Genomic DNA, 17,891 nt, shown 5'->3' on the forward strand with positions numbered 1-17,891 from the left:
GGGAGAGGGGTTTGAAGGAGCTGTCGCATGACGCTCGACCCCAGCTATCTCGAATACCCCCACCGCCGCGTCGGGATGGACCATGATCTGTACCCCTACAGCAACCTGTTCACCCGCCCGCCTGTCGTCTGGCCGGACAGCAAGGCCGTTGCGATCTGGCCGGTGATCAGCCTCGAATGGTTCCCGATGGTGCCCAGCGACACCCCGTTCCGCGCGCCGGGGCATATGCAGACCGCGTATCCCGACTATCGACACTATACTGCGCGCGAATATGGCACGCGGATCGGGCTGTTCCGGCTGCTCGATGCCTTCGAGGCGGTGGGGGCGAAGGTTTCGGTCGCGTGCAACGCCGCGATCGCGACGCGCTACCCCGCGATCATCGAGGCGCTGAAGCAGGGCGGGCACGAGATCGTCGCGCATTCGACCGACATGAACGGCACGATCGCCTCGGGCCTTTCCGAGGATGACGAACGCGCGCTGATCGCCGAGTCGCTGGACACGCTCGAACAGGCGAGCGGCACGCGCCCGCGTGGCTGGCTCTCTATCGCGCGATCTCAGTCGTTCGCCACGCCCCGGCTGCTGGCAGAGGCGGGTGTAGACTACATGTGCGACTGGGTGAACGATGAGCTGCCCTATCGGATGACCACCGAGGCGGGCGGGATCTTCAATTTGCCGCTCAACCACGAACTGTCCGACCGCCAGATCATCAATGTCCAGCAGCAGTCGGTCGACAGCTATGCGCAGCAGATGCGCGATGCCTATGGCTGGCTGGCGACCGAAGCGGCGACGCACGGCGGGCGGATGCTGCCGCTGCACCTGACGCCTTACATCATGGGGCTTCCGTACCGCATCGATGCGTTCGAGGCATTGGTGCGCTGGCTCAGCGAGCAGCCGGGCGCGTGGTTTGCCACCGGAAGCCAACTGCTCGACCACTGGAGCGCGCAGGCATGAAGGTCATCAACCCGCGCACCGGCGAGGCGGATTACCAAATCGCGCCGCTGGATGCTACCGCCGTACAGGCCGAGGCGAAGCGGCTGCGCGCAGCACAACCGGCCTGGACGGCGCTGGCCCCCGAAGAGCGATCGGCGATCCTGCATCTTTGGGCCGAGGCGGTGGTGGCGCACCGCCAACCTTTGCTCGAAGCGCTTACGCTCGACACCGGGCGGCGTCGGATTTCGGAGATCGAGGTCGATGGCCTTCCCGGCACGATCCGCCGATGGGCTGACCTCGCGCCCCGCCTGATCGCGCAGCACAGCCGCGACAATCAGCCCAGCGCGCACCCCACCGTGCGCAACAGCACGCGGCTCGTCCCCTATCCGCTGTTCGGGGCGATCGCGCCGTGGAACTTCCCGATCGTGCTCTCCACCATCGATGCGATCCCCGCGCTCGCCGCCGGGTGCGCGGCGCTGGTGAAACCGTCCGAGGTCACCCCGCGCTTCATCGCGCCGCTGATGGAAACGGTCGCCAAGGTGCCCGAACTCGCCGCAGTGCTGAGCTTCATCGAGGGCGATGCCGCCACCGGCCAGGCTTTGGTCGATGCGGTCGATTATGTCTGCTTCACCGGATCGGTCGCAACCGGCCGCAAGGTAGCAGAGGCGGCAGCGCGCGCCTTCATCCCTGCCAATCTGGAACTGGGCGGCAAGGACCCGATGATCGTGCTGGAGAGTGCCGATCCGGTTTCCGCTGCACATCTGGCCCTGCGCGCCAGCATCGTCGCCACCGGACAGGCGTGCCAGTCGATCGAGCGGATCTATGTCGCACGCACTATCTACCAGCCGTTCCTCGATGCACTGGTCGAGGCGGCCCAAAAGGTGCGGCTCAATTATCCCGATATCGCGATGGGCGACATTGGCCCGTTCATCTTCGGTCCTCAGGGGGCGAAGGTGCAGGCGCAGATCGACGAGGCGGTGGCGATGGGGGCGAAGGTGTTCACCGGTGGCAGCGTCGAGACCCTGGGCGGCGGCCGGTATTTGAGGCCAACGGTCATCGCCGATGCGACATCGGACATGGGCGTCGTGCGCGACGAGACCTTCGGCCCGGTGCTGCCCGTGATCGCGTTCGATGACGTCGAGGATGCGATTCAACAGGCCAATGACAGCGTCTACGGCCTGTCCGCCGCTGTTATCGCTGCCACCGCCGAGGAGGCGGAAAGCGTCGCCGTGCGGCTGGAAGCGGGCGCGGTGTCGATCAACGACGGATCGATGACATCGATGGTCTGGGATGCGGAGAACAGCTCGTTCAAGCTTTCCGGGATGGGTCCTTCGCGCATGGGGGAGAGTGGGCTGCTGCGCTTCTTCCGGCTACAGGCGCTGATCCGCCAGACCGGCGCGCCGCTGCCGCTCGCCGCTTATGCAGAGGACGCCCCGCGATGAGAGATACGCTCGCCAAGGCCATGCCCGCCCTGTTCGCGCACGAAGGGCTGTGGGACGGGGTGTACCGCCATCTCGATGCCGATAGCCAGTTGATCGACCAGCACCGCATGCGCACCCGCTGCGAATTTCCCGCAAGTGGCGAGTTCGCTTATGTCCAGCACAACCACCTGATCTGGCCCGACGGCCGCGAGAACCGGCTGAGCTTCGGCGGCATCTTGCGCGATGGCCGATTGTGGTGGGACACCGACCGCTTCCATGGCCATGGCTGGGAAACGCTCGACAACGTGCTGATGCTGACGCTGCACCGCAAGGACGAACCCGGTATGCGCTTCACCGAGATGATCCAGATTTCCGATGATGGCGAATCGCGCGCGCGCACCTGGCAATGGTTTCGCGATGGCACGCCGTTCAGGCGGACCTTGTGTGACGAACGGCGCGTTTCGCGCGATCCGGAGGCTGTTCTATGATTACCCCCCTGCTGATGATGGCTGCCGCCACCGATGGCACCTCGACCACCGCACCGCCGTGCGATTCTCCGGTGGTGATGGTGATCGCCGGGCCCACGCACGACCGCGAGCGCATGGCCGCTTATGGCAAGGCGATCGCCGACAGCAAATTGTACGAGAAACTGGGCGGCTATTACATCAACATCCCCCGTCCGCTCGCGACCTTCGAGGGCACGCCGCCTGCGGGCTACACCGTGCTGATGGTGCGTTTCCCGTGCCTCGCCAACGCGCAGGCGTTCTGGAACTCGAAGGAGTATCAGGACAAGATCAAGCCGCTGCGGCTCGATCCATCGGCGGGGGATTACACCGTCACCGTCTATCCCGAAGCCCCGCTGCGCGGGGATCTGGTCGGCAAGGTCGGCGACAATGGTTATACCGCCGGTTTCGATCGATCAGGAATAGAACAGTCGAACGGCAAATAACGTCAGCGGTTGCGCAGACCCAGCCGGTCGTCGTCATCCACAAGCGTGAGCCGTCCATCCCAATCCCACAGAACGAGGTTGAGCGCCTCCACCGGGGCACCGCGCGCATAGCTCGGGACGATGATCCCGGCATGGCCTTTCGCAACCGCGGCTTCGGCCAGATCCTGCGTCGGGACCGGCTTGCCCGCCAGCATCCGGTCACGCCAGGCGGGGTCGGAAAGATCTGCTGGTGTCATGCCGAACGGATTGAGGGCAGTCTCGTCGCGGCCATCTAGCAGTGGCCCGATATCGGCTTGATAGGCGACCAGGGTTACGGGCTGAAGCGTGCCGACCTGATTGGCCTCGCGCACCGCGGTCTCCGGAGCAAGCGAGGTGTAGAGCGCGGGCCGACCGATCCGGTTGAAGCGTCCACCAAAGCGCGCGGCCCCCTCCCCCGATAGCGGCGCGCGCGACCAGACGGGATTGTGGGCGCGGTAGAGCAGCCCGGCAAAATGCATGGGATCAGGCGTGGATGCCGGCGTCGACGGCATCGATATAGGTCAGCACGTCGTCTGCGCGGTTGCCCTGCACCAGCTGCATCGCCGTCTGTCCTGAAAAGCCGGGGAGCGGCTCCGAGCGATACCAGGCATAGGCGAGCAGCGCCGAGCCGAACCGCGGCTCCACCTTGTTGAGCACCTCGACCATCTGGCGGATGCGGCGCTGCGTGCGATCAGAGGCGATCCGGTCCTTGCGCTGGATCGCATCCTTGCCCAGCCCGAGTGACCGCGCGAGCTCGTCGCTTGTGGTGCGCAAAGCCTCGACGATCTTGCGCGGGGCGAACGCGCCATGTTCGGCATAGTTCTGGATTGCCATACGACTACTCCACAAATCCTGACGCAATATAGCGTCAAAATCTGCGGCAATCAAGCCAGGGCTGGTTACCGCTCCAGTTCGACCAGCTCGTACCGCGCCAGCATGCCACCGTCGATGGCACCATAAACGAATACCGAATCGGCATCCGCGGTGACCCACATGTCGTAGGTCGGGTGGGTGTTGCCGCCCATGCCCGGGCCCAGATCGTCGATATAGCGGTAGTGGCGGCAGGCGAAGGTGCCGGCTTCCACCGTCTTTTCCTCCTCGCCGACATATTCGAGGCCGATCAGCACCTCGGCGATCAGCGGCGGGGTGGCGCCGCGATGGTCGGGTGAGGGCAGGAAGCAGCGGACATTGCGCCGGTGCGGGCCCTTGCTCACATCCATCACCCGGGTCATGAAGCCATCGCCTGCGATCGGGTGCGTGCCGAAGCCATCGAAATGACCGCCCACCGCAACCCGCTGCGACACCCGCCCGATCGACGGCCCGAAGCTTTCGCACTCGATCACGCCAGCGGCGGCATCGTGCCGCATCCAGCCCGACCCCATGAACGCATCGCCCACGGTCAGGTGGACGTGCAGATGTTCAGGCACCATGTCGGGACCGATGCCATAGACGATATCGCGCAGCACCTTGGGCTCGGGCTCCTCGATCTCGCAGCGCGCGCGCATGATCGTCCGGCCATCGCCATGATGCGTGAAGCTGAACCATTCGCGCCCGCGCTCCTGGTCCATGATGTGCGGTTTCTTGCTGGTGTAGCGGATCTTGCCGCTGACGGTGCGGTGCTGCATCACAGGTCCTTCAGTTCGCGGCTCAGCTCTTCGACAGGCTTGTCGTCGGCCTGCATCGCCTCCATCATCTGCTGCGGCCCACGCATGACCCGCGCGATATATTCGCGGATCATAGCGGCGCGCTCATAACCGGCCTCACGATCGGGCCTGTAGCCTTCGATATCGGCGCGGCTGATCGTGCCCCTGGCGTCGAGCAGGCGCTCGATCGTGTCCATCCGCTCGCGCATCACCGACACCTCGCCGATCACCGCCATCAGCATCGAAAGCATCTTTTCCTTGTCGGGATCACCCAGAAAATCGGGGCGCTTGCCCTTGGCGCGCGCATTGGCGCGGGTCATCCAGTCAACGGGTTCGGTCATTCTAACCTCCGAAGGGTCCGGTCCCCTGCGAAGGCAGGGGCCCATCTCCCGAGCTTGCGTATCGATGCACCGGTGCGTCAGCGGCACCGGAAGGAGATGGGCCCCCGCCTCTACGGGGGACCGGGAAACTTATTCCGGCCGTCCGCCCTTCCACGCGCCGTAAGCGTGCCAGACCGCGGCGCGGCCGTGATCCTCTTCCTTCTCGTCGCCCGCCGAAGGGAAGATTTCGGTATCGACCACCGCGCGCACGCCGGTGACGAACAGGTCGCTTTCGGCAAAGCCCGACTGCTGCATGATCGTCTTGAGATCGAGCGCATGCATCGCCGACCAGAACGGTTCGTTGTTGTTGAACGCATCCCAGTCGCGGATGAACTGCTCGTAGAGCGGCATTGCGTCCGAATATTGCGGCTGTTCCAGATGCAGCATCAGCCCGCCGGGTTTGAGCACGCGAAAGCCCTCGCGGATGATGCGCGGCAGCGCGGTGCCGCTGGTCTCGTGCAGGAACATCGTCGTCTGCACCCAGTCGAAGCTCTCGTCCGACCAGCGCGACAGATCCTCGGCATTGGCCTGGACGAAACGGATGTTGGTCGCGCCCAAGGACTGCGCGCGGGCATGCGCATACCGCAGCGAGGGCGCGGCGGTATCGATCGCGATGATCTCGCTTGTCGGAAAGGCGAGCGCCAGGGGCACGATGTTGTGCCCGACGGTGCAACCGATATCGAGGATGCGCTGCGGCTGCCAGCCGGGGCGTTGCTCGCGCGCCCATTTGACCAAAGCCTGGCCGCCGCCATCCGAAAGCGCGCCCAGACCGCCTGCGGTGGTCGCGAAGATGCCGCAGTCGTAATTCGCGCCGGCGGAAACATCGCCGGGGATTTCCTCGCCATGATAGCTGCCGGGCATGCAATGGATGTCGATCGCGCTCTGGTAGCGCGGGACGGCGACCTTGGGATCGAGCTCGAGCGTGTCGCGTCCCTCGTTATACTGGCGCGCCTTGGCGTTCAGCTCGTCAAGCTGGCGCAGGACCATTGCGCGGCCGTTCTGCTGGCGCATCTCCATGCTGTTGCGCTTGAGCGCCGACCAGAAGCGGTGGTGCGGATCGCGATTCATCGCATGGCGGATCTCGAACCGGTCCTTGGGCTCGCGGCCGTGCTCGGCGACAAAGCCGGGCAGCACGCGAGTGTCGTACGCCTGCTTGTTGCCGGGGCCCAGAGTGCCCGAAAGGTACTTGTTGAGGTTGGCGAGAAAGTCGAACCGCGCCGCCTCGTCGTGGCTGGGCTGCGGCGACACGCCGTGCAGCGCCACCGCGGTATAGGGCGGTGCGACATCGAATTGGTGCGTCATATCAGTCCCTCTTTGATCATCCGCTCGATCACCTGCTCCTGCACGCGCTTGAAATAGTCGCGGTCGGGCACTTTCACCGCGCCGCCCTCGAGCATGCCATCGGCCGGATGACGCACGGTGCCATAGGCCGCCGCGAACAGCTCGAGCCGCTGGCGCGCGAGATAGTTGGTCATCCCCGGGGTGCGCCGCGCGGTGCGCAGCGCATTAAGATCGATATCGGCAAAGGCGGTGAAGGTCTCGCCGCTGTTCGATTCGGCGACCACCCGGCCCTTCCAGTCGACGATCTGGCTGTTGCCGTCGGCGCTCGCGAGCGGGAGGCCGGTGCCTTCGATGCCTGCGGTGTTGGCCGAGACGACATAAGCGAGGTTCTCGAACGCGCGCGCGCGCTTGGCGATCGCCTTGTTGGTATCGATCGGCGATCCGATCTCGGACGAGGAGTGCAGGAAGATCTCGGCGCCGCGCAGCGCGTGCGCGCGGGCGATCTCGGGATAGAGAATCTCTTCGGACGCGATCGCGGCCATGTTGCCGATCTCGGTGCGCGCCACCGGAAACACACCATCCAGGCCATAGACGTCGAGATACTTCGCCCACACATCGTGCGGGGTCGGCGCAAACATCGAGTTCAATCGGCGATAGCGCAGCACGACATCGCCCGAAGGCGCAATCAGGAAGCTCGCCTGGAAATAGAGACCCGGAAAATTGGGATCGACCTCATAGGCATTGCCCGCGAGGAACAGCTTGAGGTTCTGCGCGACCTTGCCCAGCGCCTCGTATTCTTCCCCCTGCATCTCGAACGCGGCGAGCGCGGCGAAATCGGGGATCGAGATGCGCCCCGGATAGCTGGTGAAGAGATATTCGGGAAGCACCGCGAGCTTCACCGGATACCCGCCATATTGCTCGATGAAGATGCGTGCGGATCGGATCTTGGTCTCGACCTCGCCAATCATGCCAAGGATCTGCGCGCGTGCCGCACCGCGATCGGGCGCGCGCTCGACCGAGCGGGCGGCAAGCTGCATCGCGACCGCGGCATAAGGCGCATCAGCCGCCATGGACGGTGCCTCCTTCGCAAGCGCAGGGTCGAACGGCAGCGCGCCTGCGATCATCGCGGCCAGAACCATGCGGCGTTCGAGTTCCATCGGCGTTCATTCCAGTCCCAGGCTCCCCGGGTTCATCAACCCCTTGGGGTCCACCGCCCGCTTCAGGGCGCTGAGAATATCCCATGCGGCAGGATCAAGCGAGGCCTTCAGCGGATAGGTGCGCGCGATCTGCAGATGCGTGGCCTCGAGCGAGCGGAAGATCGCGATGATCCCTGCACGCAGCTCCGCCACCAGCGCGCGCGCCTCGAGGCCTTCGGGAAAGCCCTTGAGCTTTTTGAGGTGATCGGGCTCGACCGCCGCGCGGTGCAGCGGGTTCATCGCATCGGGCCAGAAGAACACCGGCTCGATCAGGCAGGCCGAGCGGCTGACCGCGGCCAGCATCGCGCCCGCATTGACATCGAGCCGGGTCATGGCCTCGGCGTTCTCGGCATACAGCGCCTCGATCCGCTCCCAGGCCTCGACCAGCCGCGAGTGCGGCAGAAAGCCGTGCACCGGGACCCAGCGCTCGCCATCGGGGCCGAGCATCGAATTGGGCGGCGGGAACGGGTTGGCGCGCAGGATCTTGGGGATCGAGTTCTCGATTGCCGTGCCGCCATAAGCGGCGATGATCTTCCCGATCTCGGCCATCTCGGCATCGACCGCTTGGCTGTGGCGCCCCTCGGCGATGGTGTGCAGCGAGAACGGCACGTCCTTCAGGAACGAGCGCCCGGCGGTGACAACCTTGGCGCCTTCCTTGAGCGCTTTCCAGGCAGAGCCCTGCGACTTCATCATGTTGAGCAGCGACTTGGCGTCCTTGGCCAGGCTGTCGCGCTTCATCCGCTGCGATTGCAGATAGGGATCGAAGGCGAAGCTTTCCGCAGCCAGCCCCTCGCGCGCGATCTCGCTCATGGATCCCAGCAAGCCTGCGTGATCGGGCAGCGAGAACGAGCCATAGGCAAAGGCGGTCGCCTCGCGCACCAGCCGCAGCGTCACCCGCGCCTTTACCCCGAACGCGCCGGTGTCGGCGGCAAACAACCCGGTGAGGTCGGGACCAAAGGGTCGGAAGAAATCGCTGCCGGTGCTGATGATACGGCCATCGGCGAGCACGACGTCGAAGCACAAGGCGCTGTCGACCACCGATCCGTTGCGTGCGCCCCAGAAGGTGCCGTTCTGGCTCATTCCCCCGCCGACCGCCGCGCGCAGACCCGAAAGCGTGCCCCAGCTCGGGCAGCGCAGGCCCATGGGTTTGAGCGTATCGTGCAGCTTGGCCCAGGTGCAGCCCGCCTCCACCGTCACGGTCATGTCGACAGGGTTGATGGCGATGACGGCATCGAGCGCGGAGGTATCGACCAGCACGAAATCGCCATCCGAATAGACATAGCCGCCGGTATAGCTCATCCCGCCGCCGCGCGGGACGATGGCAAGGCCCTGGCCCGTCGCCGCCGCCACGCCGCGCGCCAAATGCTCGACCGTCGCCGGGCGCAGCACCGCTAGCGGCTGCCGCCCGGTGGAATAGACGTCGTGCGCAAAGAAATCGCGCGTCGCAGCGTCGGTCAGCACTGCGTCTGCGCCGGCGGCAGCCGTCAACGCATCGACCGCGCCCGTGCCGGTTTCAACCATGTTTGCCATCACGCAGTCTCCGTCTCAGGGGTGGCTTTCGGCGCAATCCCCGCCGAGGCCTCGCTCAGCACCGGATAGCGACCCAGCAGCATCAGCAGCGCGCCGCCGATGATGTATCCGAAGATCGCGATAAACAGGATCTGGTCATAGCTGCCGGTCGAATCGCGCACCGAGGAATAGATGATCGGCGAGATCGCCGAGAACACGCCGAACGGCATGTAGAGCATGCCGTAGATCTTGCCGTAATGCGCCATGCCGAAATAGCGGCCGGTGAGGTACGCGATCAGATCGCTCTCGGCGCCTGCGGCAAACCCCAGCAGGAAGCCTGCGAGCGCCGCCAGCGTGAAGCCGGGCGCGGGGTCGAGCAGGATCCAGCTCGACAGCGCGGGCAGGCACAGCAGCGGAAACGCCACGAACCCCGCCCAGAAGCGGTCAAGCAGCAGCCCGGTGATGATCCGCCCGCTCAATATGCCCAGCCCCAGGATCCCCATCACCGAGGCCGCGCCCTGCGCCGGAATGCCCCGGTCGGCGAGCATCGCGGGCATGTTGATGAATGCGCCGCCGAACGTGAGCGCGATGAACAGGATCGATGCCCAGATCAGCCAGAAGCGATAGTCGCGCAGCGCCTCGCCCAGCGTCACGCCAGTCAGGCCGCCGCTGGCCGACTTGATTCCCTGCGGCTGCTCCTCCGGCCGGGGCTCGCGGAACAGCCAGATGCACACCGGCAGCGCCACAAGCAAAGGCAGCATGCCCACTATGCCAAACATCGCGCGCCAGCCATGCGCCTCGATTGCCCAGACCGCGAGCTTGGGGACGGTGAGCGCTGCAAGGCTGGTGCCCAGCAGCAACAGCCCCAGCGCCAGCCCGCGGCTCTTGTAGAACCACATGTTGATCGCGCGACTCCACGTCACCGGGGTCGACCCGATGCCGACCAGCCCGACCAGCAGCCACAGAAGATAATAGGCCCACAACACCGGTGGGGTCAGCGCCAGCGCGGCAAAGGTGACGCCGAAGCCGAACAGCGACCACAAGGCAATCCGCCGCACGCCATAGGTATCGGCCAGCCAGCCGAACACCGGCGCGAGCAGCGCTGCCACGACACCAAAGATCGTGATCGGGGTGAGGATCTGGGTGGTGGTCCAGCCGAATTCCTGGGTCAGCGGCGCAATGGTGAAGCCGATGACGTTGAACGGAATCGGCGAGGCGCCGCAGGCGACCCCGATGACACCGGCAAACAGCACCTTCCAGCCCAGCGCGAATTCGCCGCGCGCAGCAGGAGCGCCGGAATGGGGGGCGCCGCCTGTGGCCAGATCGTCTGCCTTAGTTGCCAACGCCGTGCTCCCGTCCGTCGCTTTGCCCGAAGGCTATCATGGAATTCGAGCCTAGGCGAACGGCGAGCATCGCGTGCGGACACGCGATGCTCCATCCGCCAGACGGCCAAAACGAGGGCCTAGAAATTGTAACGCGCACGCACCGTCCACATCATCGGTTGGTTGAGATAGCTGTAGTTCGACAGCGAGGACTGAATGAACTCCTCGTTGAAGCAGTTGGTGCACTCCACCGCGAGCTGCCAGCGATCCTCGGGCCCGTTGAGCGCGAGCCCCGCATTGATCAGCCAGGCCGCCGGGCTTTCCGATCCGGTGATGAACGCGCCATCGCCGAACGGGTTGGCAGGCGTGGTGCGGCCACCGCGGGTGACCGCCTGGTTGTAGATCGACAGGTTGGCGATCGCGACTTCCTGGCGCGAACGATAGCTGGCGTTGACCGAGGGGACCAAGGTCAGCCCGCTGTCGCCCAGCGGCGCCTTGTAGCTGCCGCCCAGCGCCAGCGACCAGTCGGGCGTGCGCACCGGGGTTGCGATGGTGCCGTTGGCGGTGACGATCCCGGCGGCGCAGGCAGGCGCGTTGTTGACCGGGGTTCCGGCCGGCGCAGAGTTGGCGCTGGCGGGAATCTGCCCCGCCGCCAGCTGCGCCCGGCACGCCGCAAGCTGCGCCTGGACGTTCTGGATGCCGAACGCATCGTTTCCGGCGGGGGCGTTGGGAACGCGGTAATTATCGTCCTGATAGCCGACATTGGCATAGAGCGTCAGCCCGGTGACCGGGGCTACGGTTAGCTCGGCCTCGATGCCCTTGTTGCGGTAATCGGCAAAGTTGCGGGTGAGGAAGGTGATCGCCCCGGTGGCCGGGTTGAGCAGACCGGCGAGGATCTGCAGGTCGCTGACATCCATCCAGAACGCGGTGACGTTGGCGCGCACCTTGTTGTCGAAGAACTCGCTCTTGAAGCCAGCCTCATAGCTCCACACCCGTTCCTCGTCGAAGGGCAGGAACTGGCTGGGCGCGGTGGCACGCGCGTTCCAGCCGCCCGACTTGAAGCCCTTGGTCGCCGAGGCGAACAGCAGGATGTCGTCGCTGGGCTTGTAGTTGAGCGCAAAGCGCGGCGTCCATATCTTGACGTTCTGGCTGCGCGGGATGGCCACGCCATTGGCCGCGCGCAGGTTGACATTGGCCATGCACGTCGCCTCGACCGTGCCGTCGTTGCACGAGGCGCGGTTGTCGGCGATCGACACGTTCTTGGTCTCGTCGGTATAGCGCACGCCTGCGGTCAGCTTGAGCTGATCGGTGATGTTGAAATCGGCCTGGGCGTAACCGGCATAGGCCTTGGTGGTATTGCGGATGATGCGATCGCCCAGCAGCAGCGAGACCGCAGGCGAGATCGAGAACACGTCCCCCAGATCGGTGCGGTTGCGCTCGTCGATGTAGAAGAAGCCCGCGACATAATCGACCAGCCCGTTGCCGAAGCTGCCGTCGAGCTTGATTTCCTGGGTGAACTGCTGGTGCTGGCCGTCGTTGAGGATGGTGAAGCCGCCGCGCGCATAACGCTGGACGGTCGGGAACGGCACGCTCACCGAGGGGCCGCCGCGGCCATCGAAGAAGTCGAGCGCGAACTGCTGGGTCAGGCTGACATAGCCGGTGATCAGGCTGAGCGTGGTGTTGTCGGCGATGTCGAACGCCAGGTTCGAGGTGATGAGGTCGGTCACCGCCTGCTGCCCCAGCCCATAGCCCGCCTTGCGTCCCGAAATCGCCAGCGGTGCATAAGGGGTTGCCGATGCGGGGGTCTCGCGCAGCCCGGTGGTGGCGAAACGGCCGCTGCAATCGGCGGGGTTGGCCGGGTTGCAGGTGAAGTTGAGGATGTTCTCGCCCTCCGACACCATATGCGCATAGCTCGCGCGCCAACGGGCCCATGGGGCAAGCTCGCCGCGGATGCCCAGCCTGACGCCCCAGCCGTCGTCATCGTTCAGCCGATCGCCGGTCGAGACGTTCTTCACATAGCCATCGTCATCCTGCCAGTAGCCCGACAGCTTGACCGCGAAGCTGTCCGCCAGCGGCAGATCGATCGATCCGCGCACAAGCTTGCGGTCGAACCGGCCATAGCCGACCTCGCCATAGCCGCCGATGGTGTCGCCGGGCTCTGCCATGATGACGTTGATCGCGCCGCCGGTGGTGTTGCGGCCAAACAGCGTGCCCTGCGGCCCGCGCAGCACCTCGACCCGCGCGACATCGAACAGCGAAAGATTGTTGGCGTTCTGGCGCGAGAGGTAGATGTCGTCGACATAGGTGCCGACCGGCGGATCGAAGGTCGCGATCGTCTCGGTCGAGCCAAGGCCGCGCAGGAAGTAGGCGTTGGCCGAACCGATGCCGGTGTTGTTCTGCGCCACGAGGTTGGGAACATACTGGCCCAGCTGCAGCGTGTTGGACACGCCCTGGTCGCGCAGCTGGTCGGCGGTGAACGCGCTGATCGCGATCGGCACGTCCTGCACGCTTTCCTGTCGGCGCTGGGCAGTGACGATGATCTCGCTCAACCCCTGCTGGGTTTCCGATTCGCTCGTCCCTGCCTGATCGGCGTTCTGGGCATAGGCCGGGGATGCAAGTGCGACCGCGATCGCTGAGGCAGCAGTTGCCAAACGTAGATTGATCATCGTGAAACTCCCTGAAAGCCGGTTGGTATCGATCCGCCTGACATTCATTTTTTTCTTGCAAATTGTCCGGACAAATCTGCAATGTCAATCGGCTTTATGGAAGATTCTGGCGGGAGACGCTCATTGGCATGGTCTGAAATTGCGTACCCATCGCTGGTCTATGTGCATCTGTTGCTGTTCGTGTTGTGGCTGGGGGCGGATGTCGGCGTGTTCCTGCTGGGCCAGCATTTCCGCAAACGGCACGATTATTCGCTCGACCAGAGGCTGGCGCTGCTCAAGCTGCTGGTGCTGGTCGACATGACCCCGCGCAGCGCCTGGGCGTTGATGGTGCCGGTCTCGCTTTCCGTCCTGAAGATGGGCGGATGGTGGGATCTGCCGTTTGCGCTGCTGGCGGCGGCCTGGGTGATCGGCGGGGTGTGGCTGTGGCTGGTGTGGGATGCGCACGCCCACGACCAGACCCCGCGCGCGGCGCGCGACCGGCGCTACGAGAACGCCTTGAAATACGCGCTCACCGCCTTCTATCTGTGGCTTGGCGCCCAGTCGCTGCTCACCGGCGCGCCGCTGGCGCCGGGCTGGCTCGCGTGGAAGGCGCTGTTGTTCGGGGCGATCTTCGTCGCCGCGATCGGCATCGATGTGTCGTTCAAGCCGGTCGGTCCGCAGCTGATGCGGCTGCTTTCCGAAGGGTCGAGCGACGCCACCGAAGTCCCGCTGCGCCGGACGATGGACCGCACCCGGATCTGGGTCATGGCGATCTACATCCTGCTCGTCGTCACCTCGTGGCTGGGAGCGGTCAAGCCCGGCCTCTAGCACGCCGCGCCGGGTGCCGCCCGGGCGCCAGGCGGTGTCGTATTCAAGCAACACAGACCCGCCAATTCGCCTGGCGAACAAAATTTGTCTGGACAACTTGGCGATCTTGAGGTGTTCTGCACCGCCTAAGGGAGACAAAAAACCACTTTAGGGGGATTCACATGACACACAGGTTCAAGGCGTCCTTGCTCGCAGTTTCCGCGCTCACCAGCGTGCCCGCCATGGCCCAGCAGGAAGCCGCCCCTGCCAGAGGGGCCAGTGACGATGTGATCATCGTGACCGCGCGCAAGACCGAAGAGACGCTGCAGGAGGCGCCAACCACGGTTTCGGTGGTCACCGCTGCGGCGATCGACCGGCTCGGCCTCGACAACCTCACCGATATTGCCAAGACCGTCCCCGGCCTCGTGTTCGACGACACTTTCGGCCGCGATGCCAACCGCCCGGTAATCCGCGGCCAGGCCAACATTCTGGGCCAGTCGGGCGTCGCCTTCTTCATCGACGGCATCTATTATTCGGGCTCGCTCGCCGATTACGACGTCGACACGGTCGAACGCTTCGAAGTGGTCAAGGGCCCGCAATCGGCCCTGTATGGCCGCAACACCTATTCGGGCGCGATCAACCTCATCTCCAAGGTGCCGGGCGATACCTGGACCGGCCGGGTGCAGGCCGACATCGCCGAGGATGACCGTTATGAGGTGACCGCCAATGTCCGCGGACCGCTGGCGCCAGGCCTGGGCATCGCGCTCGGCGGCCGGGTGCTCGACAATGCCGGCGCCTTCCGCAACGCCTTTGACGGCACCAAGATCGGCAAGCAGCAGAGCTATTCGGGATTCGGGCTGTTGCAGTTCAACAATGGCGGCCCCTTCCGCGCCTCGCTGCGCGCCAACTACAACGTCCTCGACGATGGCCAGCCCGCGATCTTCGCGCAGCCGGCCAACGCCAACAACTGCTTCCCCGACAACAGCGCTTTGTATCGCGGCCAGAGCCGCTATTTCTGCGGCACCATCCAGCCGCAGCAGGTCAACACCGATTACCGCCGCCAGTTCGTCGATCCGGAAAATGTCGGGCTTGAGTCCAAGACGCTCAATGCAGCGTTCCGGATGGATTTCGACTTCACCGACGAGCTGACGCTGACCAGCCTCACCGGCTACAACCGCCGCACCGCCAACACCAAGACCGACGGCGATTATTCGCCCAACAGCTTCAACATGGTGATTTTCGCTTATGGCGCGACCGGTCCTGCGCCTGCCCCCATCGTTCCGCCGCGCACCACGCGATTCACCGCCTTTGCAACATCGGTGCAGGATTTCACCTTCTCCAACCGCCAGGTGACCGACGACTGGTCGCAGGAACTGCGCCTTGCCTATGAGGGCGAGCGGATCCAGCTGATGCTGGGCGGCTATTATTTCGATCAGAGCGATGTCTCGCGCGACACCCGCATAGTGCCGCCGGGGTCGCTGGCGCGGGCGCAGGCCAATTCGGCTGCGGCGACCGCATCCTTGTGCGCGCAGCTGCCAACCTGCGGCATCTTCACGCCGATCAACGTGACCGCCGCCAACCTGCCCGAATCGCGGAACATCAATCAGTTCGATATCGAGAACAAGGCGATCTTCGGCTCGGCCACCTTCGACATCACCGATACCCTCTCGTTCTCGGCAGAGGGCCGCTATGCCGAGGAGCAGATCCGCCAGACCACCTTCACCTTCAACAACGGCCAGGCGCTGCCCGCCCCGCGCGTGGTGCAGGCGACGTTCAAGGAATTCACCCCGCGCTTCACGCTGAGCTGGCAGGCCTCGCGCGACAACCTGTTCTATGCCGTCTATGCCGAGGGCCAGAAGCCCGGCGGCTTCAACAGCAACCAGGCGATCCTGGCGGGCTTTCCGACCTTCGATCCGGAAGACAACAAGACCTATGAAATCGGCACAAAGAACACCTTTTTCGACGGCAAGCTGACCGCGAACCTTGCGCTCTATCACACCGAGGTGAAGGGCTATCAGATCACCCAGAACGTCTCTGTGCCACCCAACCAGGTCTCGCTGACCCGCAACGGCGGCGATGCGCGGGTCAACGGCGCCGAGCTCGAGCTGCTGATCCGGCCGGTGCGCAATTTCACCGTCACCGCCAACTACAGCTATGTGAACGCCAAGTTCACCGCCGGAACCGACGAGAATCTGGGCCTGATCAACGATCTGATCGACGACCGGCTGGCCAACTGCTCGACCGGGGACCAGTTCCCCAACATTGCAGGCTGCCAGTCGCTATTCGGATCGATCCGCGGCAAGCGCGTTCCGCGCGCGCCTGCGCACACCATGTTCGTCGATGTCGATTACCGCAGGCCGGTCAGCAGCGAGTGGGACTTCTTCGTCGGCAGCAACGTCAACATGGTCTCGACCAGCTTCGACCAGGTGCTGAACTTTGCCGAGACCGGCGGATCGGTGGTGGTCGATGCCCGGCTGGGCTTCCAGAGCGACCGCTTCCGCGTGATGGCCTATGCCCGCAACCTGTTCGACGAGGATTCGGTGGCGCAGATCATCCGCTATGCCGATGCCAATGCCGACCTGCGCCGCAACTTCATCGCAGGGCTTCGCCCGCCGCGGCGCATCGGCATCATCCTGACCGCCAGCTTCTGATCTTCCGCAACGCCTGCGCCCTCCCGTTCAACCGGGAGGGCCACAATTAACCCCCGGAACCGCAAGGCTCCGGGGGTCTTTTTTGGTCAGTCAAGCCGCTCCCCTGGACGGGGAGGGGCTTTGACTTGCCTCAGTGCGATGCCGCAGGCTTGGTGCCGTCCTTCGCCCGCTTGGCGTCGATCTTCTTCTTGAACACCGTCCATGTCGTCTCATTGGGGCGGGCATCATCGACCGGCGGGGCGGCGGTGTATTCGGGATAATAGGTCGCGATTTCCTGCTTCATCACCTCAGGCAGCTCGTCGAAGCTCTTGAGCTTCACCCCCATCGCGTTGAACACCATCTGGCCCTGGCGGCCTTCCATCATCATCCAGGGCATCCAGTCAGAAATGCGAACCCAGGCTACGGTGGGGTTGACCGAGGCGACCTTGGTGTCGAGCGTCGATGCGGGCATCGAGAAATCGAAGATCTCCATCGCGTGGTACTTGTTGCCGACATAGTCCTGATAGTCGCCCGCCAGCGGGTTGACGTAATAGAGCGGTGCCTCGAAGCCCATCAGCAGCATGTCGCCCATGCGGGTGAGCGCGATCGAATAGGGCTTGCCGTCGGCGCCGATCGGGAAGCTGGGGCGCGAGTTCACCGGATCGTTGGCGATGTGCATCACCTCGACGGTCTTGCCGGTATAGGGGTTCTGCCAGTTGCGCAGCACCTCGCCGGTCTTGGGGTCGAGATACAAAGTGATCTCGCGGCTGACCATGCGATAGCCGGTGCCGCGCTGGGCATCGGTCACCGTCACGCACTGGCGGATGTTCATCCCTTCCATGTTGAACAGGTGCTTGTCGGGCTCGCCATCGCGGCGGCTGAAGATCTTGCCGGCCCAGCGATATACCGCGGGCACGTTGTCCTTTACGCCGCACTGGGTGCGCTTCATGATCTCCAGCGCGTCTTCGGGTTTGGCAGGGTCGAGCGTGCGGGCTTCAGCCGGGGCGCTCAAGGGAATTGCCGCCAGCAGGGCAGCCAGAGTGAGTGTGCCGATACGCATAATGTCCAAGTCCCTCCATGTTTATTGCCATTTGTTCTTGACTTTAGATTTGTCCGGACAAATTGTGAAGGGGTAAATCGCATTCTGGCAAAGGGGTTCC

General features: G+C 64.6%; 16 protein-coding genes. 6 read left to right on the forward strand and 10 right to left on the reverse strand.

Annotated features, from left to right (window positions below; translation table 11 throughout):
• The first annotated feature begins 27 nt into the window (after positions 1-27).
• From IP68_RS18680 to IP68_RS18695, 4 genes are read left to right on the forward strand one after another with little or no spacing between them, the layout of a single operon-like run.
• Positions 28-951 (forward strand): polysaccharide deacetylase family protein, encoded by a 924-nt coding sequence (locus IP68_RS18680; RefSeq protein ID WP_054136538.1) that lies wholly within the window; start codon positions 28-30, stop codon positions 949-951.
• Positions 948-2,372, forward strand: a complete 1,425-nt coding sequence (locus IP68_RS18685) for an aldehyde dehydrogenase family protein (RefSeq protein WP_054136539.1) — start codon at positions 948-950, stop codon at positions 2,370-2,372. Before IP68_RS18680 ends, IP68_RS18685 begins: the two co-directional genes overlap by 4 nt.
• Positions 2,369-2,839, forward strand: coding sequence for a hypothetical protein (locus IP68_RS18690; protein ID WP_231684162.1), 471 nt, complete (start codon positions 2,369-2,371; stop codon positions 2,837-2,839). Before IP68_RS18685 ends, IP68_RS18690 begins: the two co-directional genes overlap by 4 nt.
• Entirely contained in the window at positions 2,836-3,300 is a 465-nt protein-coding gene (locus tag IP68_RS18695) for a DUF1330 domain-containing protein (protein WP_054136540.1), read from the forward strand. Before IP68_RS18690 ends, IP68_RS18695 begins: the two co-directional genes overlap by 4 nt.
• Positions 3,301-3,302: 2 nt before the next feature.
• Here IP68_RS18695 and IP68_RS18700 read toward each other — a convergent pair whose 3' ends face one another.
• From IP68_RS18700 to IP68_RS18740, 9 genes are all read right to left on the reverse strand, one after another.
• Complete coding sequence (locus IP68_RS18700) at positions 3,303-3,797, reverse strand: RES family NAD+ phosphorylase (RefSeq protein WP_054136541.1); 495 nt, start codon at positions 3,795-3,797, stop codon at positions 3,303-3,305.
• A 4-nt stretch (positions 3,798-3,801) separates the two neighbouring features.
• Positions 3,802-4,152: an antitoxin Xre/MbcA/ParS toxin-binding domain-containing protein gene (locus IP68_RS18705; RefSeq protein WP_054136542.1), complete on the reverse strand. Its 351-nt coding sequence runs from the start codon at positions 4,150-4,152 to the stop codon at positions 3,802-3,804.
• Positions 4,153-4,217: 65 nt separating this feature from the next.
• A complete protein-coding gene (locus tag IP68_RS18710) occupies positions 4,218-4,943 on the reverse strand; it encodes a hypothetical protein (RefSeq protein ID WP_054136543.1) in 726 nt (241 codons plus the stop codon).
• On the reverse strand, positions 4,943-5,302 hold the full coding sequence (locus IP68_RS18715; RefSeq protein WP_054136544.1) for a hypothetical protein: 360 nt from the start codon (positions 5,300-5,302) through the stop codon (positions 4,943-4,945). Before IP68_RS18715 ends, IP68_RS18710 begins: the two co-directional genes overlap by 1 nt.
• Before the next feature lie 129 nt (positions 5,303-5,431).
• Positions 5,432-6,643, reverse strand: a complete 1,212-nt coding sequence (locus tag IP68_RS18720) for a class I SAM-dependent methyltransferase (protein ID WP_054136545.1) — start codon at positions 6,641-6,643, stop codon at positions 5,432-5,434.
• Positions 6,640-7,779, reverse strand: a complete 1,140-nt coding sequence (locus IP68_RS18725; RefSeq protein ID WP_082382496.1) for a nitrilase-related carbon-nitrogen hydrolase — start codon at positions 7,777-7,779, stop codon at positions 6,640-6,642. The genes IP68_RS18720 and IP68_RS18725 overlap by 4 nt, the downstream gene beginning before the upstream one ends.
• Positions 7,780-7,785: 6 nt before the next feature.
• Complete coding sequence (locus tag IP68_RS18730) at positions 7,786-9,348, reverse strand: FAD-binding oxidoreductase (RefSeq protein WP_054136546.1); 1,563 nt, start codon at positions 9,346-9,348, stop codon at positions 7,786-7,788.
• The gene (locus IP68_RS18735; RefSeq protein ID WP_054136547.1) at positions 9,348-10,670 is read right to left on the reverse strand and encodes an MFS transporter; all 1,323 of its coding nucleotides are present in this window, start codon (positions 10,668-10,670) and stop codon (positions 9,348-9,350) included. The genes IP68_RS18730 and IP68_RS18735 overlap by 1 nt, the downstream gene beginning before the upstream one ends.
• Positions 10,671-10,789: 119 nt before the next feature.
• A complete protein-coding gene (locus IP68_RS18740) occupies positions 10,790-13,315 on the reverse strand; it encodes a TonB-dependent receptor (protein WP_231684164.1) in 2,526 nt (841 codons plus the stop codon).
• A 123-nt stretch (positions 13,316-13,438) separates the two neighbouring features.
• Between IP68_RS18740 and IP68_RS18745 the strand changes: the two genes are divergently transcribed.
• Together IP68_RS18745 and IP68_RS18750 are read left to right on the forward strand one after the other, a co-directional pair.
• Complete coding sequence (locus tag IP68_RS18745; protein WP_054136548.1) at positions 13,439-14,122, forward strand: hypothetical protein; 684 nt, start codon at positions 13,439-13,441, stop codon at positions 14,120-14,122.
• A gap of 161 nt (positions 14,123-14,283) precedes the next feature.
• Entirely contained in the window at positions 14,284-16,752 is a 2,469-nt protein-coding gene (locus tag IP68_RS18750; RefSeq protein WP_054136549.1) for a TonB-dependent receptor, read from the forward strand.
• 130 nt (positions 16,753-16,882) lie between these two features.
• On the opposite strand, the gene IP68_RS18755 is transcribed toward IP68_RS18750, so the two are convergent.
• Complete coding sequence (locus tag IP68_RS18755) at positions 16,883-17,791, reverse strand: DUF1838 family protein (RefSeq protein ID WP_054136550.1); 909 nt, start codon at positions 17,789-17,791, stop codon at positions 16,883-16,885.
• Between the last annotated feature and the right edge of the window lie 100 nt (positions 17,792-17,891).

This window comes from Blastomonas sp. AAP25 (assembly GCF_001295965.1).
GTDB classification, from domain to species: Bacteria; Pseudomonadota; Alphaproteobacteria; order Sphingomonadales; family Sphingomonadaceae; genus Blastomonas; species Blastomonas fulva.